Origin of the sequence: Bacillus fungorum, from assembly GCF_002746455.1 — a bacterium.
GTDB classification, from domain to species: Bacteria; Bacillota; Bacilli; order Bacillales; family Bacillaceae_G; genus Bacillus_A; species Bacillus_A fungorum.
In genome coordinates this window covers 53,677-73,280 of the sequence record NZ_NWUW01000010.1, presented here as the reverse complement: position 1 = coordinate 73,280, position 19,604 = coordinate 53,677, and the positions used below count along the sequence as shown (strand labels likewise).

The window sequence follows — 19,604 nt, the reverse complement described above, 5'->3', positions numbered from 1 at the left end:
AGTACATATTCTATATTAGTCTTAATCTTCAGTATACAATGTTTTAGAAAAATAGTGGTACAATATATGAATGAGACGAGAGAGGATGAAGATTAACATATGTACGTTACTGTAACAGAAGCAGCATATAAAAAGATTATGGATACGATTCCAAATGAAGCAAAATATATAAAGTTATTTTATGATAATGAAGGTTGCGGTTGTGTAATGAGCGGAATTATCGATTTAGTAGCTGTAGCAGAAAAAGATGAGCGTGATGTGGATATCGAATCTAGCGCAATGAATTTTATCGCAGATCGCACAAAGCTTGTATTTATGGATGATAAGTTAACAGTTGATTGGCATGAAGGTGGAGGAACTTTTCAGCTAAAGAGCCCGAGCCAATTTTATAATCCAAATATGAAGTTACACGTTCGAGTGTAAGAAAGAAAAGGTGGTTCCAAAATGTGTTTTGGAACCACCTTTTTTATTCCGCATTAACTGTTTGTAAACACTCAATTTGTGAGGGCTGATTGGATTTTCCATTATTGTTGTTTTTTGTTGATAAGTCGATATATTTAAAAAATCACCGATATAATTTCATGCACCAAAACAAAACTCTCCATACAAATGCGAAAATTTTTTCACATAATGAAATGTACATGTAATTGAATTTTCTGTATAATTTTATTTGCGGAGGGGATACGCATGAGAAGATGGGGGATTGAGTTATTAATTTTAGCAGTCGTTATCATTTGGGGGATTAACTATACGATTGCGAGATATGGACTTTTAGAATTTACAGCAATTGAGTTTACTGCACTTCGAATGATATCGGCGGCACCGCTTATGTTACTTCTTACATTTTTTATTGAAAAGTCGGTTTATATGGAGCGAAAGGATATACCTAGATTAATCATCGTTAGCGTTGTAGGTATTGTACTGTATCAAACATTATTTATGGAAACTGTCAAATATACATCCGCTACAAATGCCTCTTTAATCATTTCTATTTCACCTATTTTTACAACTGTATTTGCGATTTTTTTGAAACAAGAAAAGTTTTCTTCTCGAAAGCTCATTGGTTCTATCATTGCCTTTGGTGGTGCAGCGTTAGTTTTAGTAGCAGGGCAGTCACTTGCTAGTTCTTTTTATGGAAATGGAGTTGGGCTCATTACATCAATATGCTGGGGGCTTTATCCTATTTTAGCAGGTCCATTAATTAAAAAATATTCAGCACTACGTGTTACTGCATGGTCAGCATTAGTTGGCGCGATTCCGCTTTTATTGTTAAGTGGACCACATGTATTTATTATGCCATTTCATATTACACATGGAATGACACTATTTGCTTTACTATATTCGATTTTCTTTGTAACAGTATTTGGTTTAGTGATGTGGTATGTTGGTGTTCAAAAAATTGGCGCGTCACATACGATGGTATATATGTATATAACGCCACTTGTAGCTGTTTTATTTGCAGCTGTATGGGCAAATGAATATGTATCGTTTCAACAAATAATCGGTGGAATTATCATTTTTTTCGGCCTATGGTTTGTGAAATTGGAGAAAGTAAAAGTGCATTCTACTGCGGGGGAACCTGTATCAAAATAGGAAAACAGATCACCTATGATCTGCTTTCCTATTTTTTTATTTTTGGTAAGAAGACGAGAAATAAGATAGCAGTAATAAGTGGAATTAAGTTTAAAAATGGAATACGGAAGAGTGTGATAAGAATAATACCTGGAAGAAGGACACCGAGGACAGCATAGAAAATACTATGATTTTTCGTGTACCAATACAATGAAAGTCCAATAAGTGCAGGGATAATAAGGTGAATGAGAGCCATTAAAAAATAAATCATTAGACGCCCCCTTTATTTGTGTGCTTATTACATCATATCCGTATGTTCATAGATTGATATCAATTTTTTCATAAATGGACGAAAAATGTTTGGAAAAACGTCACAAATTATGAGAATATGATGTTTGGAATCTTGTATAATATTATTTTCTAAAAACATTTAAACAACATAAACATACTGTTTATGTTGTTTTTAATTTGAGCGAAATAGATTTAAGCAGTATAAACTTGAAATAAATTTTTTGTTGGATAGATAAAAATTAATGAAGAGGAGAACAGCATGATTAGTATGTCATTAAGATCGTTCAAAATTCAATCGTATTATCTACTAGGTATTCTTTTGCTAGGCTGGATGTTAACACCGTTTTCAGCCCACTTTTTAGGTGCTGGAATTGGACTTATTGTAAGTATGTATTGTGTTTGGTTGTTAGGGAGACGAATTGAGAAGCTTGGAGATAGTATCGTAAAGAAAACGAAAGCACCGACGCTCGGTATGTTTAATCGTTTTGCAGCTGCTATTTTGGGTGCTATTATTATGTACGAAATTGAGCACCATATGGTTATGTGGGCGTTTGCAGTAGGGATTATGGGCGGTTATTTCTTAATTGTTGTTAATTTAGGATACTATAGTATGAAAGATGAGAAAGAATTAACGAAGAGCTAAAAAGATAAAAAGATAGAAAGCCTCTTTTGGATGGAATAGATGATCCAGCGAGGGATAGAAGCGGTCAGAGCCTTTTTTCGCCCCATGCGATGTGGAACCAGAGGAATGTAGTGAGTAGGGATGTAATTTAAATGTTCGAAGCCATGATTTGTCTGTATGAAAATAGGTTTACTCTGGAATTAGGGATCCGGCGATGGATAGTACAACAGGAAGCGAAACTTTGCATAAAATGCAGGTTTTTGCTTCCAATAAGTTAACATGAAATCACTTATTAGTATGACTCTTAGGTTCTTTAAAAAAGTTGGATATAATACAACAAACTAGTCCAGTAATTAGAATAATGTATTTTATCATTTCACTTGTATGCTCAAATAAATTAACGTTAAGCATCACAAGTCCCCAAAACATTTGAATCGCTCCATAACTTAATAAAATTTTTCTTGTACGAGAAAAATTTTTCATAGGCCTCACCCTTTCCTGTATATGTAAATTATAGCATGAAAAACTAAAAACGAATGATTGTAAAGTGAATTTTCTGTAAATTTATAGGCGACGGTAAGTGATTTTATGAGCTAAGTCACAGATGAAGAGATTAACGTTTCACTTTATATAAGATATAGAAAGAAGCTTACGTAAAAAACGTAAGCTTCTTTTTTATGTAAGTGTGTGTAACCGTTAAGCCGCATTGGGTTTTGTCGGTGAGTACGCGGAACTTTACGGTTACACGACACTTATTCATATGAGTAAAAGGGTTATTCCAACAGAAAGTTTTAATTTAAGCGATTGGACCGCCTAAGTTAATAATATCTTCAGAAACGCTTTCGAACTTTTTGAAGTTAGCTTTGAATTCATTTGCAAGCTCGATTGCTTTTACTTTGTAAGCAGCTTTATCAGCCCAAGTTTGTTCAGGCATTAACACTTCGTCAGGTACACCTGGTACGTGAAGTGGAACTTCAAGACCGAAGATGTCATGTTTAGCTGTTTCAGTTTTTGCAAGTTCGCCGCTTAATGCTGCTTGAATCATTGCACGAGTGTAACCTAAGTTCATACGTTTACCAACGCCGTATTCGCCACCAGTCCAGCCAGTGTTTACTAAGAATACTTTCGCATCGTGTTTCTCGATTTTTTCACCAAGCATTTCAGCATAGCGAGATGCATCAAGTGGTAAGAATGGTGAACCGAAGCAAGTCGAGAATGTTGCTTGCGGAGATGTAACGCCGCGCTCTGTTCCTGCTAGTTTACTAGTGTAACCACTTAAGAAATGATACATAGCTTGTTCTTTTGATAACTTACTGATTGGAGGCAATACGCCAGATGCATCAGCAGTTAAGAAAATGATTGTATTTGGGTGTCCAGCAACACTTGGCAGTACGATATTGTCGATCGCATGCATAGGGTATGCAGCACGAGTATTTTCTGTTAAAGTAGTATCGTTGTAGTCTGCGATACGCGTTTGGTCATTAATGATAACGTTTTCTAAAACAGATCCAAATTTTATTGCATCGAAAATTTGTGGTTCTTTCTCGTGAGAAAGGTTTACACATTTTGCGTAGCAACCGCCTTCAATATTGAATACACCGTTATCAGACCAACCATGCTCATCATCACCGATTAATTTACGGTTTGGATCAGCAGATAATGTTGTTTTACCTGTTCCAGATAAACCGAAGAATAGTGCTACGTCGCCTTCTTCACCTACGTTTGCAGAGCAATGCATAGAAAGGATATCTTGTTCAGGTAATAAGAAGTTCATAATAGAGAAGATTGATTTTTTCATTTCTCCAGCGTATTCTGTACCACCAATTAATACGATACGTTTTTCGAATGAAATCATAATGAATGCTTCAGAGTTTGTACCGTCAATAGCTGGATCAGCTTTGAAATTCGGTGCAGAAACAATTGTGAACCCTGATTCATGAGTTGTTAATTCTTCTTCAGTTGGACGAATGAATAATTGATGTACAAATAAATTGTGCCATGCATATTCGTTAATAACTTGAATTGGTAGGCGGTAATTGTGGTCAGCGCCCGCAAATCCTTTGAAGACGAATAATTCTTCTTTTTCTTTTAAGTATTCTAAAACTTTAGTATATAATTTATTAAAATGTTCTTCAGAAATCGGTTGATTCACAGCTCCCCAAGCAATTTTGTCAGCAACCGATGCTTCTTTCACAATAAATTTATCTTTAGGAGAACGTCCTGTATATTTTCCTGTTGAAGCAGAAACGGCACCAGTCGAAGTTAATTTCCCTTCATTTCGCATTAATACTTTTTCCACTAATTGCGGAACACTTAGTTGAATCTGTGCATTGCTTCCGTTCAATAATTCGTGTAAACCAATTTGGACATTCACAGTACTCATATTTATATACCATCCTTTTCATTTAATGAAATATTTCTCGTAATCCCCAACAAGAGTATAACACAATTATATAAATAATGTATACTATTTCTTTCTTTTTGTTTGTGTGAATACATTATTTCCTTATTAATTTTTCATTTTAGGCGTATTGAGAAAAACTTTCAGGAAAATGTGAATATTAATTGACAAATGAATATCATTTCTTTAGTATAGGTTGGGACGGATACTCTCTTATCCCGAGCTGGCGGAGGGACAGGCCCGATGAAGCCCAGCAACCTCACTTGTAGTGGTAAATACAGGTGAATAGGTGCTAAAACCTGTGCGAGGCTACAGGTCTCGAACGATAAGAGCGAAGGGCAAAAAGCAGTATGCAAGTAGCAAATTAAACCTTTCCTCTATGTAAAGTAGGAAAGGTTTTTCTGTATGCTTGTGTGGGAGAATAAATGTATGTCGCAGTTTGTGGCAAATTAAGGATGAGTTCCGTACAATATATACAATTACTGTAGGGAGGTTTACCACATGACAAAAAAACGTCATCTGTTCACATCTGAGTCTGTAACTGAAGGACATCCAGATAAAATTTGTGACCAAATTTCTGATTCAATTTTAGATGCGATCTTATCAAAAGACGCAAATGCACGTGTAGCTTGTGAAACAACTGTAACAACTGGTTTAGTATTGGTAGCGGGGGAAATTACGACTTCTACTTATGTAGATATTCCAAAAATCGTTCGTGAAACAATTCAAGGCATTGGTTACACACGCGCAAAATACGGATTCGATGCAGAAACTTGTGCAGTTTTAACATCTATCGATGAGCAATCTGCTGACATCGCTATGGGTGTTGACCAAGCGCTAGAAGCACGCGAAGGTCAAATGACTGACGCTGAGATTGAGGCAATTGGTGCAGGAGACCAAGGTTTAATGTTTGGTTTCGCATGTAATGAAACACAAGAATTAATGCCACTTCCAATCTCGCTTGCTCACAAATTAGCTCGCCGTTTAACTGAAGTACGTAAAGATGATACATTATCATACTTACGTCCGGATGGAAAAACGCAAGTTACAGTTGAGTATGATGAAAATGGTAAACCTGTACGTGTAGATACAATCGTAATTTCTACACAGCATCATCCAGATGTTACATGGGAAGAAATCGATCGCGATTTAAAAGAGCATGTAATTAAAGCTGTAGTTCCAGCAGAATTAATGGATGGAGAAACGAAATTCTTCATTAACCCAACTGGCCGCTTCGTAATTGGTGGACCACAAGGTGATGCTGGTTTAACAGGACGTAAAATCATCGTTGATACTTATGGTGGATACGCTCGTCACGGTGGCGGTGCATTCTCTGGTAAAGATGCAACGAAAGTTGACCGTTCTGCAGCATATGCAGCTCGTTATGTTGCGAAAAACATCGTAGCAGCTGGTCTTGCTGAAAAAGCAGAAGTACAACTTGCATACGCAATCGGTGTAGCACAACCAGTATCAATTTCAGTTGATACATTCGGCACTGGTAAAGTATCTGAAGACGTATTAGTAGAACTAGTTCGTAACAACTTCGATCTTCGCCCAGCTGGTATTATTAAAATGCTAGACTTACGTCGCCCAATTTACAAACAAACAGCAGCTTACGGCCACTTCGGACGTACTGATGTAGATCTATCATGGGAACGTACAGACAAAGCTGCAGCTTTAAAAGAGCAAGCTGGTCTATAATATATGAAAAAAAGCTTTGCGCGGTGAGCGCAAAGCTTTTTTTATTTTGAATTGAGCCTTGAAAATCGAACAGAGATTATATGGTGCCTATGTTCTTTGTTATTCTGGATGAACTTCCTTTACTATCAAATGGGAAAATAAATAGAAAAGCATTACCTGAACCAAGTTATCATTTACAACAACTTAATTATGTTGGTCTAAACTCTAACACTGAGAATAAATTAGTTCATATTTGGGAAGAAGTCTTGGGAGCAGAATCGATAAGTATACAGGATGATTTTTTTGATCTTGGTGTTCATTCGCTAAAGGCGACGTTACTTATGGCTAAGGTTAATAAAATATTTATTTTGTTTCAAATACAAGCACTACTATTTATGACGTGGTGTTTTCCAAACTTCTTTTCGCAAGATTTTTTAAACATAACGTTATTTATTATTATAATTTATTGCGTTATCATTTCTATAACAGGGACATTTAGTGCTTTAGCGAATATACCAATGACTTCACATATACAAATTCACACACCTGAAAATATTAGAGCTAGTTTTTTGGGAGTAGTTAGTTCTATTACAAGTATTTGTACAACAATAGGCATGTGGCTATATGGAATATTGTTAGAGGATGTCAATTGGTTTTATATTCCAATCGCATCTGGGCCATTGTTTTAATAGTTGGATTTTTTGCAAATAGAAATGCAGAAGTAAAAAGCTACTTTAGTAAGGAAACGCTAGAACAGGATATAGGATTAAAACACGAAAAGATAACTTCACATTAAGATATTATAGTGTAAAGTTAATAATGTATTAAATCAACCACATTTTATTAAAAGTGTGGTTGATTTAATTAATTTTCATAGCAATAAGTCAAAAGTTATTTATTGAATGTTACTTTCCCTTTAACACCATCCACTTTTATCTTATCGTTTTTAGCACCTAAAATCGTAACGTTTTTTTCAATGCTCTTGATATCGGCAGAACCATCGCCGATCTTAGCGCGTACGGATCCGTCAATATCTTTAATAACAACAGCTCCATTATTATTGTCAACATTAATGTCAGATGCCACGCTGGAAATATTAACTTTTCCATCCCTATTTGTTACACTTACAGTTCCTTTAACGTTGGAAATGTCTATATTCCCATTCACATTAAGAATGTTTATATCTGAATCTAGTTTAGAAACTTTAATATCTCCGTCTCTATGATTTTCTTTAAATTCTACTTTTATATTTTTAGGTACTGAGAGTTTAACATCAACCCAAGTTTCACTATTACTAAAGAATTGCCCGTCAAAAGAAGTATTTAAGTTTGCAACTCCGTTTTTTTCTGAAAGATCTAGTTTTAATTTGTCAATGCTAATTCCTTTTGCTTTAGCATTGATAGAAGCTTCTATTTTATCTGAGGTAGCGTTTGTTGAGATATCAATATTCCCATTACGATTATCTAATGTTATTTTTTTTACATTAGTAGCAGGTAGTTCTAATGTTTGTTCTTTTGTTTCGCTTTCAGAACCTGAACAGCCAGTAAGAACTAAAGTGATCCATATACAAAAAATAGTTAATTTTTTTTTTATTTTTTTCCCTCCAGTCTGTAATGAAAAAAATTAAACAACATCCCTTTTTACAAAAATCGGATAAGCAACTATATGCATGATACATATATGAATTAAGATTAATATTAGAGAAAAACCTAAGGTCATTCCTTCTACAGGTGGACTCTCGTATATAAAATTCGATAGATCAGTATTAGAGAAGATAAAATATTGTGTCCAACTGAAACCTTTTAATGAAATGCTCATAACAAAACCTGCAATTGTTATTAAAAGGGAAAAAACGATAGAGAATGTTGAGCTTTTAAACGCAGCTGAGATCATAAATGCTAAAGTCGCAACAACAATTAAGAAAGGAATTTTAAAGAGTAAGCTACCAATTAGTGCTTGAAGGACACTTGTTTTTTGGACGACTTGATCTTTAACAAACAAGTAGTCACCAGTTATGCCATCAAATCCTAAAAGAATACCACTAAATATAATTGAAAGAATAAATGTAATTCCGACTAGAAAAAGTCCAAATAATAAAGTCGAAATATATTTAGAAAAATATATTTGTGTACGAGTAGCAGTTCGAGTTAATAGAAATTTAATCGTTCCGGACTGAAATTCACTTGCCACAATTTCACCAGCTATTATTAAGGTGAGAATGGAGATTGCTACTAAAAAATTTGTACTTTGTCCAATTGTAAAGAACCATGCATTGTTTTCTGGCTTTATATTATTTTCAATGTAATAATTATTTAGTAAAAACTTTTTTTCATTTTCGAGTATTTCGAGAGGTAACGTTTTAGTTCCTTTTTCAATTTTAAGTAATGAATTTTCTTCTATAAGGGAGGTTTTCCAATCATCTCCATAGTTAACTTGGTGAGAAAATTTTACATTTAGAAATTGAACTAGAATAAATAGAGCCATAACGCCCATCATAACCCAAGTTCTTTTACGCTTAAAAGTTTTCATGTTTTCATTCTTTATTAGATTAAGCATTACGTAGTTCATCTCCTGTCATTTCGATAAATCTGTCTTCTAGAGTGGTTTTAACTGTTTGAACACCATAAACATTTACTCCACTTCGTGCTAACGTATCACTAATTTCTGGTATACGTTCCTTACTAATTTTAATGTTGATCATATTTTGGTTTGTTATAATTTCTTCTCCTACTAATAACTTTTGAAGTACTGGGATAGCTAAATCTGTCCGATCTACTTCAAATTGAACACAACTTACCTGTTCTTTTGTGATATCTTTAATATCATGTAAACCCACCATATTGCCTTTATCAATAATTGCTATGCGGTCACACATCATTTCCATTTCAGCCATTTGGTGACTTGATACAACAATTGCTACATTTTCAACTTTGGCTAGTTTCTTTAGATGCAGTCTTAAATCACGAATACCTTTAGGGTCAAGCCCATTTGTAGGCTCATCTAATAGTAGAAGTGAAGGCTTGTGTACTAAAACAATTGCAAGAGCGAGCCGTTGCTTCATTCCTAAAGAATAAGTCGAAACTTTATTATGAATACTTTTCTCCAATCCAACTAAAGAGACAACCTCGTTTAATCGTTCGCTAGAAACATTTGGTGTCATTCGAGAGAAATGAAGAAGATTATCATAACCAGATAAAAATTTGTACAAGTCTGGATTTTCAACAATTACTCCTACATGTCTCATAGCTCCTTTAAAATTTTTATCTACATTTATTCCATTAATTTCAACTGTTCCACTATATTTTGAGATTAGTCCAACTATCATTCTAATTGTAGTGGTTTTTCCAGCACCGTTTGGACCAAGAAGTCCAAGTATTTCTCCTTTTTCTACGTTAAATGACAATTGATTGACAAGTGTTTTTTTTCTGATTCTTTTGGTTAAGTTAGTCACTTTTAGGACACACATTTTTTCATCTCCTTATTAATCTTAATTTTCAATGCAACCTTACAAAGTTGTGTTCTTAGTTATCAACGTATCAAAATTAATGTAATAAAGTACAGTGACAAAATATAATAACCTTGCTATGATAAAAATATAATGATGTAAAATATATACAAAAACCAGGGGATTTTTAGTGGGAGGTGCTTATAGAGTTGACTGACATACAAAATAAATTACTTTGGCAGCATTGGCTAATCATACTAATTCGTATCTTTTGGATTGCTGCAGTTACAACCTTAACGTACCAAGATAATCCGACGTTTCCTTTTGGGCGTGTTTTTGGCATGACCTTAATACTGTATGTCATACCCGTAATATTATATAAATTTCGATATGAATTATATTTATTGGCAGAGATAATGTTAGTGGGAGGGCTTTCGCTTTATGTTGCTTACAATTACCACTTAGCACAGTTTTTTTCTCCTGCAATTTTAACATTGGCATTTTTTTGTCGTGGAAAAGCCAACTTCTATACATTGCCATTAACAATTATTGTCTATATATTCGGAGTTTTCTTGAATTTTGATTATAAATTAAATCATTTGCTTCTAAGTATGTTTGACGTTCTTTTCATTTATAGTGTTGGACATGTGTTACAGAGAATTGTTTTTTCTATGGATTCGATTAAACAAAAACTCGAATTAATTAAAGAAAAGAATGCAATTTTAGAACAATATTCTTCACAAGTTGAAAGAATGACCTTACTCGAGGAAAGGTGTAGAATGGCGAGAGAATTACATGATACCGTTGGGTATAAATTTACGTCGGTTATATTGAGTATGGAAACTTTAAAGCCTCATTTAACTACTCAAGAAGGAAAAAGAAAATTACAGGATATACTAGATATGTCACGATCTGGTTTAGAGAGTGTTCGAATGCAAATTCATGAAATGGATCCATTAGAAGAAGAGCTAAATTTAGACGTATCTTTACTTAACATTATAGAAGAATTTAAAAGTAATACATACGTTGATGTGGTTTTTCGAACAATTGGAGAGCAGTACACCATAGCGAAAAAAGTGAAAATGACTTTTTGTCGTTGTTTACAAGAGGCAATGACAAATGCAACGAGGCACGGAGAAGCAGAATCAATACAAGTTCTTTTACAATATCATAAGAGTCATGTCATGCTTCAGGTACAAGATAATGGTAAAGGAATAGAATATATTCAAGAGGGATTTGGCTTATCTGGAATGAGAAATCGTTTAAATGAATATCAAGGAAGCTTGTACATAGATTCTAAAGAGAATGCTGGAACCATTCTAACTTGTTTAATTCCAACCCTAAATATAGAGCAAGTGCCTAATCAAGATGAAATAAATATACTAATAGTAGATGACCAATCTATGGTTTTAGATAGTTTAAAACTGTTATTGACTGAATATACTGGTTTTAATATTGCAGTCGCGAATAGCGGACGACAGGCTTTAGAACAATGTGAAGTAAAGCAACCAAATATTGTTCTTATGGATGTACAAATGCCTGAAATGAATGGAATTATAGCAACAGAGCAAATTAAAAAAAAATGGCCGGATACTAAGGTAATTATGGTGACGACTTTTGAAGAAGCTTCTAGTGTCTCTGAAGCACTTAAAGCAGGAGCTGAAGGATATGTACTTAAATCTGCTCCACCCAAAGAATTAGTAGCCGCAATTAGATTGGTGAATTCAGGAGGGACTATGTTGTCTCAAGGTATTGCAAATCGCTTGTTTAACGAATATAGTTCCTTACCGAAAAAATACCCTTATGAATTGACACAACGTGAAGTTGAGGTTTTAGGTGCTCTTAAAGAGGGCCTTCGATATAAAGAAATTGCAAAAAAGTTGTTCTTATCCGAAGGGACTGTAAGAAATTATGTTTCTTCTATATATACGAAGCTTAAAGTTTCTGGAAGAAGCGAAGCTGTAAAAAAAGCAGATGAGGAGGCTTTGTTATAAATGTTGCAGTGGGAAATAAAATAGTTAACTGCCATGTCTTTAACTAAACAGATAAATATAGTTTTGTAGTATAATCTCATTTTAAAAGATAAAAAATTAGTATGGCATATTTAAATCAATCAAATGATAGATTTGAAATAGGTATACTAGAAAGGAAAGATGAAAAATGAGTGTCAAGGAACATAAAAAACAAGCTCCAAAAGAAGTGCGCTGCAAGATCGTGACGATTTCTGATACGCGTACGGAAGAGACAGATAAGAGCGGACAACTATTACATGAGTTGTTAAAAGAGGCAGGGCATACAGTGACCTCTTATGAAATTGTGAAAGATGATAAAGAAAGTATTCAGCAAGCAGTGTTAGCTGGTTATCATAAGGAAGATGTTGATGTCGTGTTAACAAATGGTGGTACTGGTATTACGAAACGTGATGTAACGATTGAAGCAGTATCAGCGTTATTAGATAAAGAAATTGTCGGGTTTGGTGAGTTGTTCCGCATGATTAGTTATTTAGAAGATATCGGAAGCAGCGCAATGTTAAGTAGAGCGATTGGCGGTACAATTGGTCGCAAAGTTGTCTTTTCCATGCCAGGGTCTAGCGGAGCAGTTCGTCTTGCGATGAATAAATTAATTTTACCGGAATTAGGTCATATTACATTTGAGCTGCATCGCCAATGAGTAAGTATGCTGGAATTGTATTGGCAGGTGGTATGTCGAGTAGATTCGGTGAGCCAAAAGTGTTAGCGAGCTGGCAAGGGAGTACTTTTATTGAGCATATTTTGAAAGTGATGACAAGTGTGCTCCAAGAAGTTGTAGTCATTAGTCATTCTGATATAAAAGAGCGAGTAGAGCAATTCGTACAAGTTCCTGTTATCGAAGATATTCCGCATTATAAAGGGGACGGGCCACTTGCTGGAATTGTATCAGGAATGGAATATATAGAAGCAGATTGGTACGCTATTATGCCTTGCGATGCGCCAAATGTTTCGCAAGAATGGTTTACCATTTTGCTCGAGCAAACGAGCAAGGAATACGATGCGGTTGTACCTATTATTAATGGAAGGAAACAACCGTTACTTGCGGCGTATCATAACCGCGTGAAAGAAAAGATTTATGCTTTGCTTCAGGAAGAAAAAAGAAGTATGGGCCAGCTTTTATCACAATGTAATGTGAAATATATTGCTGGTGAAGATGTACAGGCGAATGCAGATTGGTTTATAAATGTGAATACGAAAGAAGAATATGTACAAGCTCAAAAAAACCTTTCAAATGAATGAAAGGTTTTTTGATATACAGCAATTGGGGAACAATTACTGTATAAAGGTATGTGAGTAAGTTGATTTTAGGGGGAATTTCTTAAAATCACCATACAGTAAAAATATTGTATAACCATATATTAATTTTTATGGTTTTTTATTACAAGTCTATTTAGTTATGTATCTTTTTGTTATAATGAATACGGAAATAAGGCGATAATTCACCTTATGTATCATTTATTAAACTAAAATTTATAACTGTGTAATAAACTCCCTTCCTTTTTGGAAGGGAGTTTTTCTGTTTAAGCGAGTAATTCTGATGCGGTGTGCTGAAGGACTTCTTCATATTGGTCAAGTAAGCCACGAAAGATTTCATCCCAGCTTTTTGATTGGGCATAAGACGAAGCTGCTATGCTCATTTGGATAAGTTGTTCTTCATTTTGCAATAAAGAATAGATGGATGATAGAAATGAATCCGTATTTTTTGGCGGGCAAAGAACTCCAGTTTTTCCATCTGTAATAATATTTTTAACCCCGCCACTATTTGCACCAATGACAGGTGTACCGCATGCAAGTGATTCAAGTACAACATTTCCAAATGTTTCAGTAGCGGATGGAAATACCATGATGTTAGAACAAGCATATGCTTCAGCTAAATCTGCACCTTGTAAATAGCCAGTAAACGTGACATTTGTTTTTGGAACAGCTTCACGAAGACTTGTTGCTAGAGGACCGTCTCCTGCTATAAGCCAATGAATATCGTTTCGAGTATGCGCTGATTTAACGATAAGATTTTGCAACGTATCAATATCTTTTTCAGGGGCAATTCGTCCAACATAGGAAAGGACATACTTTGCTGTAATATTATATTTTTTTCGGAATAGGTCTGTATTGTAAGATGGATGAAAGAGTGTGCAATCTACCCCCCGTCCCCAAATAGAGAGAGCTTGAAAGCCTTTATTTTTTAATTGATGTAATGTTTCAGGCGAGGGGACAAAATTTTTTTGCATATGACTATGAAACCACTTTAAATAATTCCAAAGCATATTAGAGAGAAATTCGATTTTGTAATAACGTAAATAAGCATCGAAATCAGTATGATAAGAACCGACAACTGGGATGTTTAACTTTTTTGCATAATACAGTCCACAAAGTCCCATGTTGAAAGGTGTGGCAATGTGAATCATATCAGGTTTAAAAGAAAGAAGTTCCCGTTTAATGCGCGGAGTAGGAAAAGAAAAGCGACATTCTGGATATAATATTGTTAACGGAATGCTTCTCATCTTGTTCACATTAGCCACGAAATTATCTTCAGCTGTATGTTGAGGGGCGAAAACAGAATAGGCGATCTTTTCTTTGTGAAAGTAACGTGTTAATCGTTCTAATGTTTTCGTAACCCCGTTGACTTGTGGTGTAAAAGTATCGGTAAAAATGGCGACTCTCATCATATCACTCCTTTATGTGAAAAGTGGGATGAATTGATAAAAAGAGATGGTGCCAGAGCAAGTGCCGAGGCACATACCGACGAATACATCAGACGGATAGTGAAGCCCTAAATAAATGCGAGAAATACCAACGCATAATGCTAACGGTAATAGAAAAACAAGTAAGTTTGGATTATAGCAAATAAATGGAATGAAGACAGAGAAAACGGCTGTTGTATGACCAGACGGGAAAGAGTGGTCTTTTAATGGGTGGACTGGATATTTCGCATCCTGAATTGTTAAATAAGGACGTTTTCGTGGATACCATCTTTTTAATATTTGCACAGGAATATGGCTAATTGCTAAAGAAATAGCAGTTGCGATTGCAGCTTGATGCAAAGTACCTTTTGCAAAAATTAAAAAGAACAGTGTGAGTGTGATTGAGAAAGTAGCACCACCGATATGAGTAATATTGCTGAAAAAGATATTTAATGTTTTTTGATCAAAGTATCGGTTAATTCCTTTAAAGATGTAACATTCTATTTTATACAGTCCACTGACCTTCATGAAAATTCTCCTCCCTCGTTTACATATATATGGAGATATTAGCTTTTATTTTAATAAGATTTTATTGAGGGAGTAATAATGTTTTGTAAAGAAAAAGTTAGATTTTATAAAAAAAGCTGCCAGTATTATGGCAGCGGTAAAATCATTTTTGTAATGATTTATAATATTGACCTTTTTCAACATATTGTATGCGAATTCGCTCCATGTCTTTACGGTCTTCTTCTGTTAATTCACGAACGACTTTCGCTGGACGACCGAAAGCCAATGTGTTCGGCGGGATTTTCTTTCCTTGTGAAACAAGGCTTCCAGCACCGATAAAGGCTCCTTCGCCAATTTCCGCACCATCTAATATAATAGAGCCCATTCCAATTAAAGCGTTTTTTTTAATATGACAGCTATGTAAAATAACTTGATGCCCAACTGTAACGTCATCTTCTAAAATAAGAGGATACTGTGGGCTTTGGTGGAGCGTACATTGGTCTTGCACATTTACTCGATCTCCAATGATTGTTGGTGAAACATCACCGCGTATGACTGTATTAAACCAAATACTTGCTTCCTCACCAATGGAAACATCGCCTGTAATGGTAACATAATCAGCGATAAAAGCACTACTCGCAATTTGCGGATTTTTTTCTTTGTAAGGATATATCATGTAAAGCCTTCCTTTCCTAGAGACTAGCTTAAGTGTATCAAATTATGAAAAAGAGTGAAATGGAGGAGGTCCGTATGTGGAATTATGAAGCGGAGGAAGCAAAGGCTGTAATCGTTATCGTGCACGGCGCAATGGAATATCACGGACGTTATGAAGCCGTTGCGGAAATGTGGAATCATATTGGCTACCACGTTGTGATGGGGGACCTTCCGTCGCATGGAACGACTTCAAGAAATAGAGGACATATTGATTCGTTTGATGAATACATAGAGGAAGTTAAATTATGGGTGAAAGATGCAAGAAAGTATAGGTTGCCTATTTTTCTATTTGGTCATAGTATGGGTGGTCTTATTGTCATTCGTATGATGCAAGAAACGAAGAGAGAAGATGTAGACGGCATTATTTTAAGTTCGCCATGTTTAGGTGTATTAGCTGGACCTTCTGCGCCGCTTCAAGCTGCCTCAAAAATATTAAATATTATTGCTCCAAAATTACAATTTGCAACGAATCTAACAGTGGAAATGTCAACGCGTAATCATGAAGTGAGAGATGCAATGGAGAATGATTCATTGTTCTTGCGCAAAGTATCAGTACGTTGGTATAGTGAATTGATTAAGTCTATCGAAATTGCTCATAAGAAAATAGATGATTTTCCAGATGTTCCGCTCTTGCTAATGCAGGCATGTGAGGATAAACTTGTAGATAAAATACGTGTCCGCACTTGGTTTGATAATGTTAAAATAAGTGATAAGGCTTTTAAAGAATGGCCGAATTGTTATCACGAGTTATTAAACGAGTATGAGCGTGATGAAATTTTGAATTATATTCAGTCATTTACTGAAATGCATGTCAATAATATAGTAAAAACAAATAAATAAATTATTATTTGTACATTTAATAGAGGAGATGAAGGAAGAAGTGAACGTACCGAGTAATCCCATAACGCTCATGGCGAAAGTATACCGTGATGTGTTTCCGGTTGTACACCATGAGCTAGCGATGTGGAAAGAGCGTGCCTACCATATTCCGAATGATGAGCTTCATAGTCAGGCAATCGCAAGTATTGAGCATAAAACGTTTCATTGCGAGGGCGGTGGCATTTTAGCGCTATTAGCAAATGAACACCGAGAGGAATGTATTCGTTTTATCGTAGCGTATCAAACGATCAGCGACTATTTAGATAATTTATGTGATCGCAGTACATCACTTGATCCAAATGATTTTGCCGCACTTCATGAGGCCATGTTAATGGCATTATCACCTGAAGTAGAAGGAGGCGGTAATTATTATCGTTACCGTGATGATCAAGATGATGGTGGTTATTTAGATGAACTTGTTGAAACATGCCAAGATGTTTTAAAGAAAACGAAGCACTATGACAAAATTGCTCCTGTTCTTCATGAACTTGCCTGTTATTATTGTGATTTGCAAATTCATAAACACGTGAAGTTAGAAGAAAGAGAACCACGTTTACAAACATGGTTTGAAGCACATAAAGAAAACTTACCTGAGATGAGTTGGTTTGAATTTTCAGCATGTGCCGGTTCTACGCTTGGAATTTTCTGTCTTGTAGCATATGCTTTTCATGATGAATTACATGATGAAGATATTGCGAAAATTAGACAAGGATATTTCCCTTACGTACAAGGACTTCACATTTTACTTGATTATTTCATTGATCAAGAGGAAGACCGTATAGGCGGGGATTTGAATTTCTGTAGTTATTATGAAAATGAGCAAGCTATATTAGATCGTATGAAACATTTTGTAGAAGAAGCAGAGAAGAGCATTGGTGATTTGCCTCATGCGAAGTTTCATCGTCTCATAAGCCGAGGATTACTTGGTATTTATTTATCAGACCAAAAAGTATCAGCACAAAAGAATATGCACAAAATGGCACGGCGCATTGTAAAATACGGAGGCCTCACTTCACGATTCTTCTACTGGAACGGAAAGATGTACCGAAAGAAAATGGCGCAGTGATGAAGAAAACCACTCATATAGAGTGGTTTTCTGTTATAATATGGTAAAGGTGGTGGCAGAAATGAAGCGATTGTTTCAAAAGTTATATGACAATATTGAAGTAACATTACTCGTGCTACTTTCCATTTCATTTGTAACTGGAATGTATATGATGATGAATAAAACTGGTGGTCCTACAACGATGGATTATGTAGCGCAAGTTATTATCGCATTAATTATTATAGTAGATATTGTCTTTTTAATAAGTGGTAGAAAAAAAGAAAATAGTAAATAAAAAGCATTTGTACACGGTAGTACAAATGCTTTTTATTAGGATCGTATTTTTGAAAATACATATATAAGAAGTTCAATCGCAAAAATAACTAAAACAGATAGTCCGAATAAAGGCATGACAGCGCCTAGTATAACCATCATGATAAAGAAAACAAATATACTTTTCTTATCTCTTTGCTTTGGCGGTGCTGCTAATTTTCCTTTCGGCTTTCTTGCTAACCACATTTTTATTCCGTAATAAATGAGAAGTAATAAAGATAATGTCGTTAGTAAGCATAATATTTTATTTGGCCATCCGAATAAATGTCCTTCGTGAAGCGGGATACCGTAAGTGAACCATTGTGCAAGTAATCCATAATCACGATAGTCCGTTTTGGAAATGAGTTCTCCGCTATATTGATCAAAGTAAGCTGTTATTTCTTCATTTGGTGCAACATGCATACCTGTAATACCGGAACCGCTTGATTTCGAAACAGTGAACACACCTTTTGGATCAGCTGGTAGTGAAATAACATACGGTTTCTTTATTTCAATTCCTTTTTGTAATTCATCGACAGAAATTGCTTTCGGTTCATTTGAACTCGATTCAGGAGGAGCTTCTTTTCTAGTTGCCCATGGCAATTCTTTTACCTTTGATTCAGGCGGGGCCATATACAATTTGGGATATCCGAGCGATTCATTCGATGATGCGATTTTATAAATTTGGTTACCCATAAAACCTGACCATGGCAATCCAGATGCGACTAACAAAACGAGAGGAATTGTAAATATAATACCGATAATAGAATGACGTCGTTTTGCTTTTTCTCGCTTATTGGATGCCGGTGTGTTTTTGAACTGGCGTATACTCATGTACAATCCGGTTATGATTAAAAAGATTGTCCAGCATGCCGCGAGCTCTACAGTATAGTTGACGACAGTGCCACCAACTAAAAGAGAACTATGTAATTCCCGCATGATATTGGCAAACGTTTCACTTGCGTTTTGATCCCCAACAATTTGATTATTACTATCTAAATACACATATTTTTGTTGCCCAGTATACTCATTTGCAATCGTAAGTCGCGTATTATAATCCCCATTAAACTCACTAATTTTTGCCACGCTATAATGTGGATATTTTTTCTCTGTTAAGGAAATAGAATCAGTCAGCGAAATAGATTCTGTTTGAGCGCTCTTCCAAAAATATAAATCTTTATAGATGAAATCTTCAACCTCTTCCCGAAATAAATACCCAATTCCACTCAGTGACAAAGTAATAAGAAGCGGCGTAATAAAAAGCCCAGCATAAAAATGCCAACGCCAAAAAATGTAATGAAGCGAACGATTTACTTTCATACTTTCAGTTCCCCTAACCTTCCCTATATGAATAAACTACTTATTTAATATAGCGAGATTAAGTGTGATTACTTTGAAAGAATTGTGAAGAAAGTTAAAAGTTTT

At 35.1% G+C, this 19,604-nt stretch carries 21 protein-coding genes and 1 riboswitch; of the genes, 11 read left to right on the top strand and 10 right to left on the bottom strand.

Annotated elements, in window-relative coordinates; genetic code table 11:
- Positions 1 to 99 precede the first annotated feature (99 nt).
- Together CO726_RS15945 and CO726_RS15940 are read left to right on the top strand one after the other, a co-directional pair.
- A complete protein-coding gene (locus tag CO726_RS15945; protein ID WP_000289561.1) occupies positions 100 to 423 on the top strand; it encodes an iron-sulfur cluster biosynthesis family protein in 324 nt (107 codons plus the stop codon).
- 264 nt (positions 424 to 687) lie between these two features.
- Entirely contained in the window at positions 688 to 1,593 is a 906-nt protein-coding gene (locus tag CO726_RS15940; protein ID WP_099684916.1) for a DMT family transporter, read from the top strand.
- Positions 1,594 to 1,621: 28 nt separating this feature from the next.
- Here CO726_RS15940 and CO726_RS15935 read toward each other — a convergent pair whose 3' ends face one another.
- Positions 1,622 to 1,843, bottom strand: coding sequence for a hypothetical protein (locus CO726_RS15935; RefSeq protein ID WP_000639043.1), 222 nt, complete (start codon positions 1,841 to 1,843; stop codon positions 1,622 to 1,624).
- Positions 1,844 to 2,122: 279 nt separating this feature from the next.
- Between CO726_RS15935 and CO726_RS15930 the strand changes: the two genes are divergently transcribed.
- A complete protein-coding gene (locus CO726_RS15930; protein WP_098759981.1) occupies positions 2,123 to 2,506 on the top strand; it encodes an ATP synthase subunit I in 384 nt (127 codons plus the stop codon).
- A gap of 264 nt (positions 2,507 to 2,770) precedes the next feature.
- Here the strand turns inward: CO726_RS15930 and CO726_RS15925 are convergent, their stop codons facing one another.
- Together CO726_RS15925 and pckA are read right to left on the bottom strand one after the other, a co-directional pair.
- Positions 2,771 to 2,968: a hypothetical protein gene (locus CO726_RS15925; RefSeq protein WP_099684915.1), complete on the bottom strand. Its 198-nt coding sequence runs from the start codon at positions 2,966 to 2,968 to the stop codon at positions 2,771 to 2,773.
- A 313-nt stretch (positions 2,969 to 3,281) separates the two neighbouring features.
- The gene (gene pckA, locus CO726_RS15920; protein ID WP_099684914.1) at positions 3,282 to 4,868 is read right to left on the bottom strand and encodes a phosphoenolpyruvate carboxykinase (ATP); all 1,587 of its coding nucleotides are present in this window, start codon (positions 4,866 to 4,868) and stop codon (positions 3,282 to 3,284) included.
- A 228-nt stretch (positions 4,869 to 5,096) separates the two neighbouring features.
- Positions 5,097 to 5,218, top strand: a riboswitch (SAM riboswitch).
- A 169-nt stretch (positions 5,219 to 5,387) separates the two neighbouring features.
- On the opposite strand from pckA, the gene metK reads away from it, so the two are divergent.
- Positions 5,388 to 6,587, top strand: coding sequence for a methionine adenosyltransferase (metK, locus tag CO726_RS15910; RefSeq protein WP_000163123.1), 1,200 nt, complete (start codon positions 5,388 to 5,390; stop codon positions 6,585 to 6,587).
- Between the two features lie 89 nt (positions 6,588 to 6,676).
- Positions 6,677 to 7,255 (top strand): phosphopantetheine-binding protein, encoded by a 579-nt coding sequence (locus CO726_RS15905; RefSeq protein ID WP_245916663.1) that lies wholly within the window; start codon positions 6,677 to 6,679, stop codon positions 7,253 to 7,255.
- Between the two features lie 202 nt (positions 7,256 to 7,457).
- On the opposite strand, the gene CO726_RS33320 is transcribed toward CO726_RS15905, so the two are convergent.
- From CO726_RS33320 to CO726_RS15890, 3 genes are all read right to left on the bottom strand, one after another.
- Entirely contained in the window at positions 7,458 to 7,940 is a 483-nt protein-coding gene (locus CO726_RS33320) for a DUF4097 family beta strand repeat-containing protein (RefSeq protein WP_342750621.1), read from the bottom strand.
- A gap of 249 nt (positions 7,941 to 8,189) precedes the next feature.
- On the bottom strand, positions 8,190 to 9,122 hold the full coding sequence (locus CO726_RS15895) for an ABC transporter permease (RefSeq protein WP_099684911.1): 933 nt from the start codon (positions 9,120 to 9,122) through the stop codon (positions 8,190 to 8,192).
- Positions 9,115 to 10,032, bottom strand: a complete 918-nt coding sequence (locus CO726_RS15890) for an ABC transporter ATP-binding protein (RefSeq protein WP_099684910.1) — start codon at positions 10,030 to 10,032, stop codon at positions 9,115 to 9,117. Before CO726_RS15890 ends, CO726_RS15895 begins: the two co-directional genes overlap by 8 nt.
- Positions 10,033 to 10,220: 188 nt before the next feature.
- Between CO726_RS15890 and CO726_RS15885 the strand changes: the two genes are divergently transcribed.
- The 3 genes from CO726_RS15885 to CO726_RS15875 all read left to right on the top strand — a co-directional run bounded on the left by CO726_RS15885 (position 10,221) and on the right by CO726_RS15875 (position 13,280).
- A complete protein-coding gene (locus tag CO726_RS15885) occupies positions 10,221 to 12,005 on the top strand; it encodes a helix-turn-helix transcriptional regulator (protein WP_099684909.1) in 1,785 nt (594 codons plus the stop codon).
- A gap of 166 nt (positions 12,006 to 12,171) precedes the next feature.
- The gene (locus tag CO726_RS15880) at positions 12,172 to 12,681 is read left to right on the top strand and encodes a MogA/MoaB family molybdenum cofactor biosynthesis protein (RefSeq protein ID WP_099684908.1); all 510 of its coding nucleotides are present in this window, start codon (positions 12,172 to 12,174) and stop codon (positions 12,679 to 12,681) included.
- Positions 12,678 to 13,280 (top strand): molybdenum cofactor guanylyltransferase, encoded by a 603-nt coding sequence (locus tag CO726_RS15875; protein ID WP_099684907.1) that lies wholly within the window; start codon positions 12,678 to 12,680, stop codon positions 13,278 to 13,280. Before CO726_RS15880 ends, CO726_RS15875 begins: the two co-directional genes overlap by 4 nt.
- Before the next feature lie 281 nt (positions 13,281 to 13,561).
- Here CO726_RS15875 and CO726_RS15870 read toward each other — a convergent pair whose 3' ends face one another.
- The 3 genes from CO726_RS15870 to CO726_RS15860 form a co-directional block, all read right to left on the bottom strand.
- Positions 13,562 to 14,704 carry a glycosyltransferase family 4 protein gene (locus tag CO726_RS15870; RefSeq protein WP_099684906.1) on the bottom strand — a complete coding sequence of 381 codons (1,143 nt, stop codon included), beginning with the start codon at positions 14,702 to 14,704 and terminating at the stop codon, positions 13,562 to 13,564.
- Between the two features lie 12 nt (positions 14,705 to 14,716).
- Positions 14,717 to 15,250 (bottom strand): phosphatase PAP2 family protein, encoded by a 534-nt coding sequence (locus CO726_RS15865; protein ID WP_099684905.1) that lies wholly within the window; start codon positions 15,248 to 15,250, stop codon positions 14,717 to 14,719.
- A 142-nt stretch (positions 15,251 to 15,392) separates the two neighbouring features.
- Positions 15,393 to 15,905 (bottom strand): gamma carbonic anhydrase, encoded by a 513-nt coding sequence (locus tag CO726_RS15860; RefSeq protein ID WP_099684904.1) that lies wholly within the window; start codon positions 15,903 to 15,905, stop codon positions 15,393 to 15,395.
- 74 nt (positions 15,906 to 15,979) lie between these two features.
- Here CO726_RS15860 and CO726_RS15855 point away from each other — a divergent pair, with 74 nt between their 5' ends.
- Genes CO726_RS15855 through CO726_RS15845 form a run of 3 tightly spaced genes read left to right on the top strand, consistent with a single transcriptional unit; the run spans position 15,980 to position 18,162 of the window.
- Complete coding sequence (locus tag CO726_RS15855) at positions 15,980 to 16,783, top strand: alpha/beta hydrolase (protein ID WP_099684903.1); 804 nt, start codon at positions 15,980 to 15,982, stop codon at positions 16,781 to 16,783.
- Positions 16,784 to 16,823: 40 nt separating this feature from the next.
- Positions 16,824 to 17,888 (top strand): tetraprenyl-beta-curcumene synthase family protein, encoded by a 1,065-nt coding sequence (locus CO726_RS15850; RefSeq protein ID WP_136699669.1) that lies wholly within the window; start codon positions 16,824 to 16,826, stop codon positions 17,886 to 17,888.
- Between the two features lie 40 nt (positions 17,889 to 17,928).
- Positions 17,929 to 18,162: a hypothetical protein gene (locus CO726_RS15845; RefSeq protein ID WP_136699667.1), complete on the top strand. Its 234-nt coding sequence runs from the start codon at positions 17,929 to 17,931 to the stop codon at positions 18,160 to 18,162.
- Positions 18,163 to 18,197: 35 nt separating this feature from the next.
- On the opposite strand, the gene CO726_RS15840 is transcribed toward CO726_RS15845, so the two are convergent.
- Positions 18,198 to 19,499, bottom strand: coding sequence for a PepSY-associated TM helix domain-containing protein (locus CO726_RS15840; protein ID WP_099684900.1), 1,302 nt, complete (start codon positions 19,497 to 19,499; stop codon positions 18,198 to 18,200).
- Positions 19,500 to 19,604: the final 105 nt, after the last annotated feature.

Bases quoted from the DNA above. Each gene is read 5' to 3' on its own strand.
- CO726_RS15945 (WP_000289561.1), top strand. From the start codon at position 100: ATGTACGTTACTGTAACAGAAGCAGCATATAAAAAGATTATGGATACG.
- CO726_RS15940 (WP_099684916.1), top strand. From the start codon at position 688: ATGAGAAGATGGGGGATTGAGTTATTAATTTTAGCAGTCGTTATCATT.
- CO726_RS15935 (WP_000639043.1), bottom strand. From the start codon at position 1,843: ATGATTTATTTTTTAATGGCTCTCATTCACCTTATTATCCCTGCACTT.
- CO726_RS15930 (WP_098759981.1), top strand. From the start codon at position 2,123: ATGATTAGTATGTCATTAAGATCGTTCAAAATTCAATCGTATTATCTA.
- CO726_RS15925 (WP_099684915.1), bottom strand. From the start codon at position 2,968: ATGAAAAATTTTTCTCGTACAAGAAAAATTTTATTAAGTTATGGAGCG.
- pckA (WP_099684914.1), bottom strand. From the start codon at position 4,868: ATGAGTACTGTGAATGTCCAAATTGGTTTACACGAATTATTGAACGGA.
- metK (WP_000163123.1), top strand. From the start codon at position 5,388: ATGACAAAAAAACGTCATCTGTTCACATCTGAGTCTGTAACTGAAGGA.
- CO726_RS15905 (WP_245916663.1), top strand. From the start codon at position 6,677: ATGTTCTTTGTTATTCTGGATGAACTTCCTTTACTATCAAATGGGAAA.
- CO726_RS15895 (WP_099684911.1), bottom strand. From the start codon at position 9,122: ATGCTTAATCTAATAAAGAATGAAAACATGAAAACTTTTAAGCGTAAA.
- CO726_RS15890 (WP_099684910.1), bottom strand. From the start codon at position 10,032: ATGTGTGTCCTAAAAGTGACTAACTTAACCAAAAGAATCAGAAAAAAA.
- CO726_RS15880 (WP_099684908.1), top strand. From the start codon at position 12,172: ATGAGTGTCAAGGAACATAAAAAACAAGCTCCAAAAGAAGTGCGCTGC.
- CO726_RS15875 (WP_099684907.1), top strand. From the start codon at position 12,678: ATGAGTAAGTATGCTGGAATTGTATTGGCAGGTGGTATGTCGAGTAGA.
- CO726_RS15870 (WP_099684906.1), bottom strand. From the start codon at position 14,704: ATGAGAGTCGCCATTTTTACCGATACTTTTACACCACAAGTCAACGGG.
- CO726_RS15865 (WP_099684905.1), bottom strand. From the start codon at position 15,250: ATGAAGGTCAGTGGACTGTATAAAATAGAATGTTACATCTTTAAAGGA.
- CO726_RS15860 (WP_099684904.1), bottom strand. From the start codon at position 15,905: ATGATATATCCTTACAAAGAAAAAAATCCGCAAATTGCGAGTAGTGCT.
- CO726_RS15855 (WP_099684903.1), top strand. From the start codon at position 15,980: ATGTGGAATTATGAAGCGGAGGAAGCAAAGGCTGTAATCGTTATCGTG.
- CO726_RS15845 (WP_136699667.1), top strand. From the start codon at position 17,929: ATGGTAAAGGTGGTGGCAGAAATGAAGCGATTGTTTCAAAAGTTATAT.
- CO726_RS15840 (WP_099684900.1), bottom strand. From the start codon at position 19,499: ATGAAAGTAAATCGTTCGCTTCATTACATTTTTTGGCGTTGGCATTTT.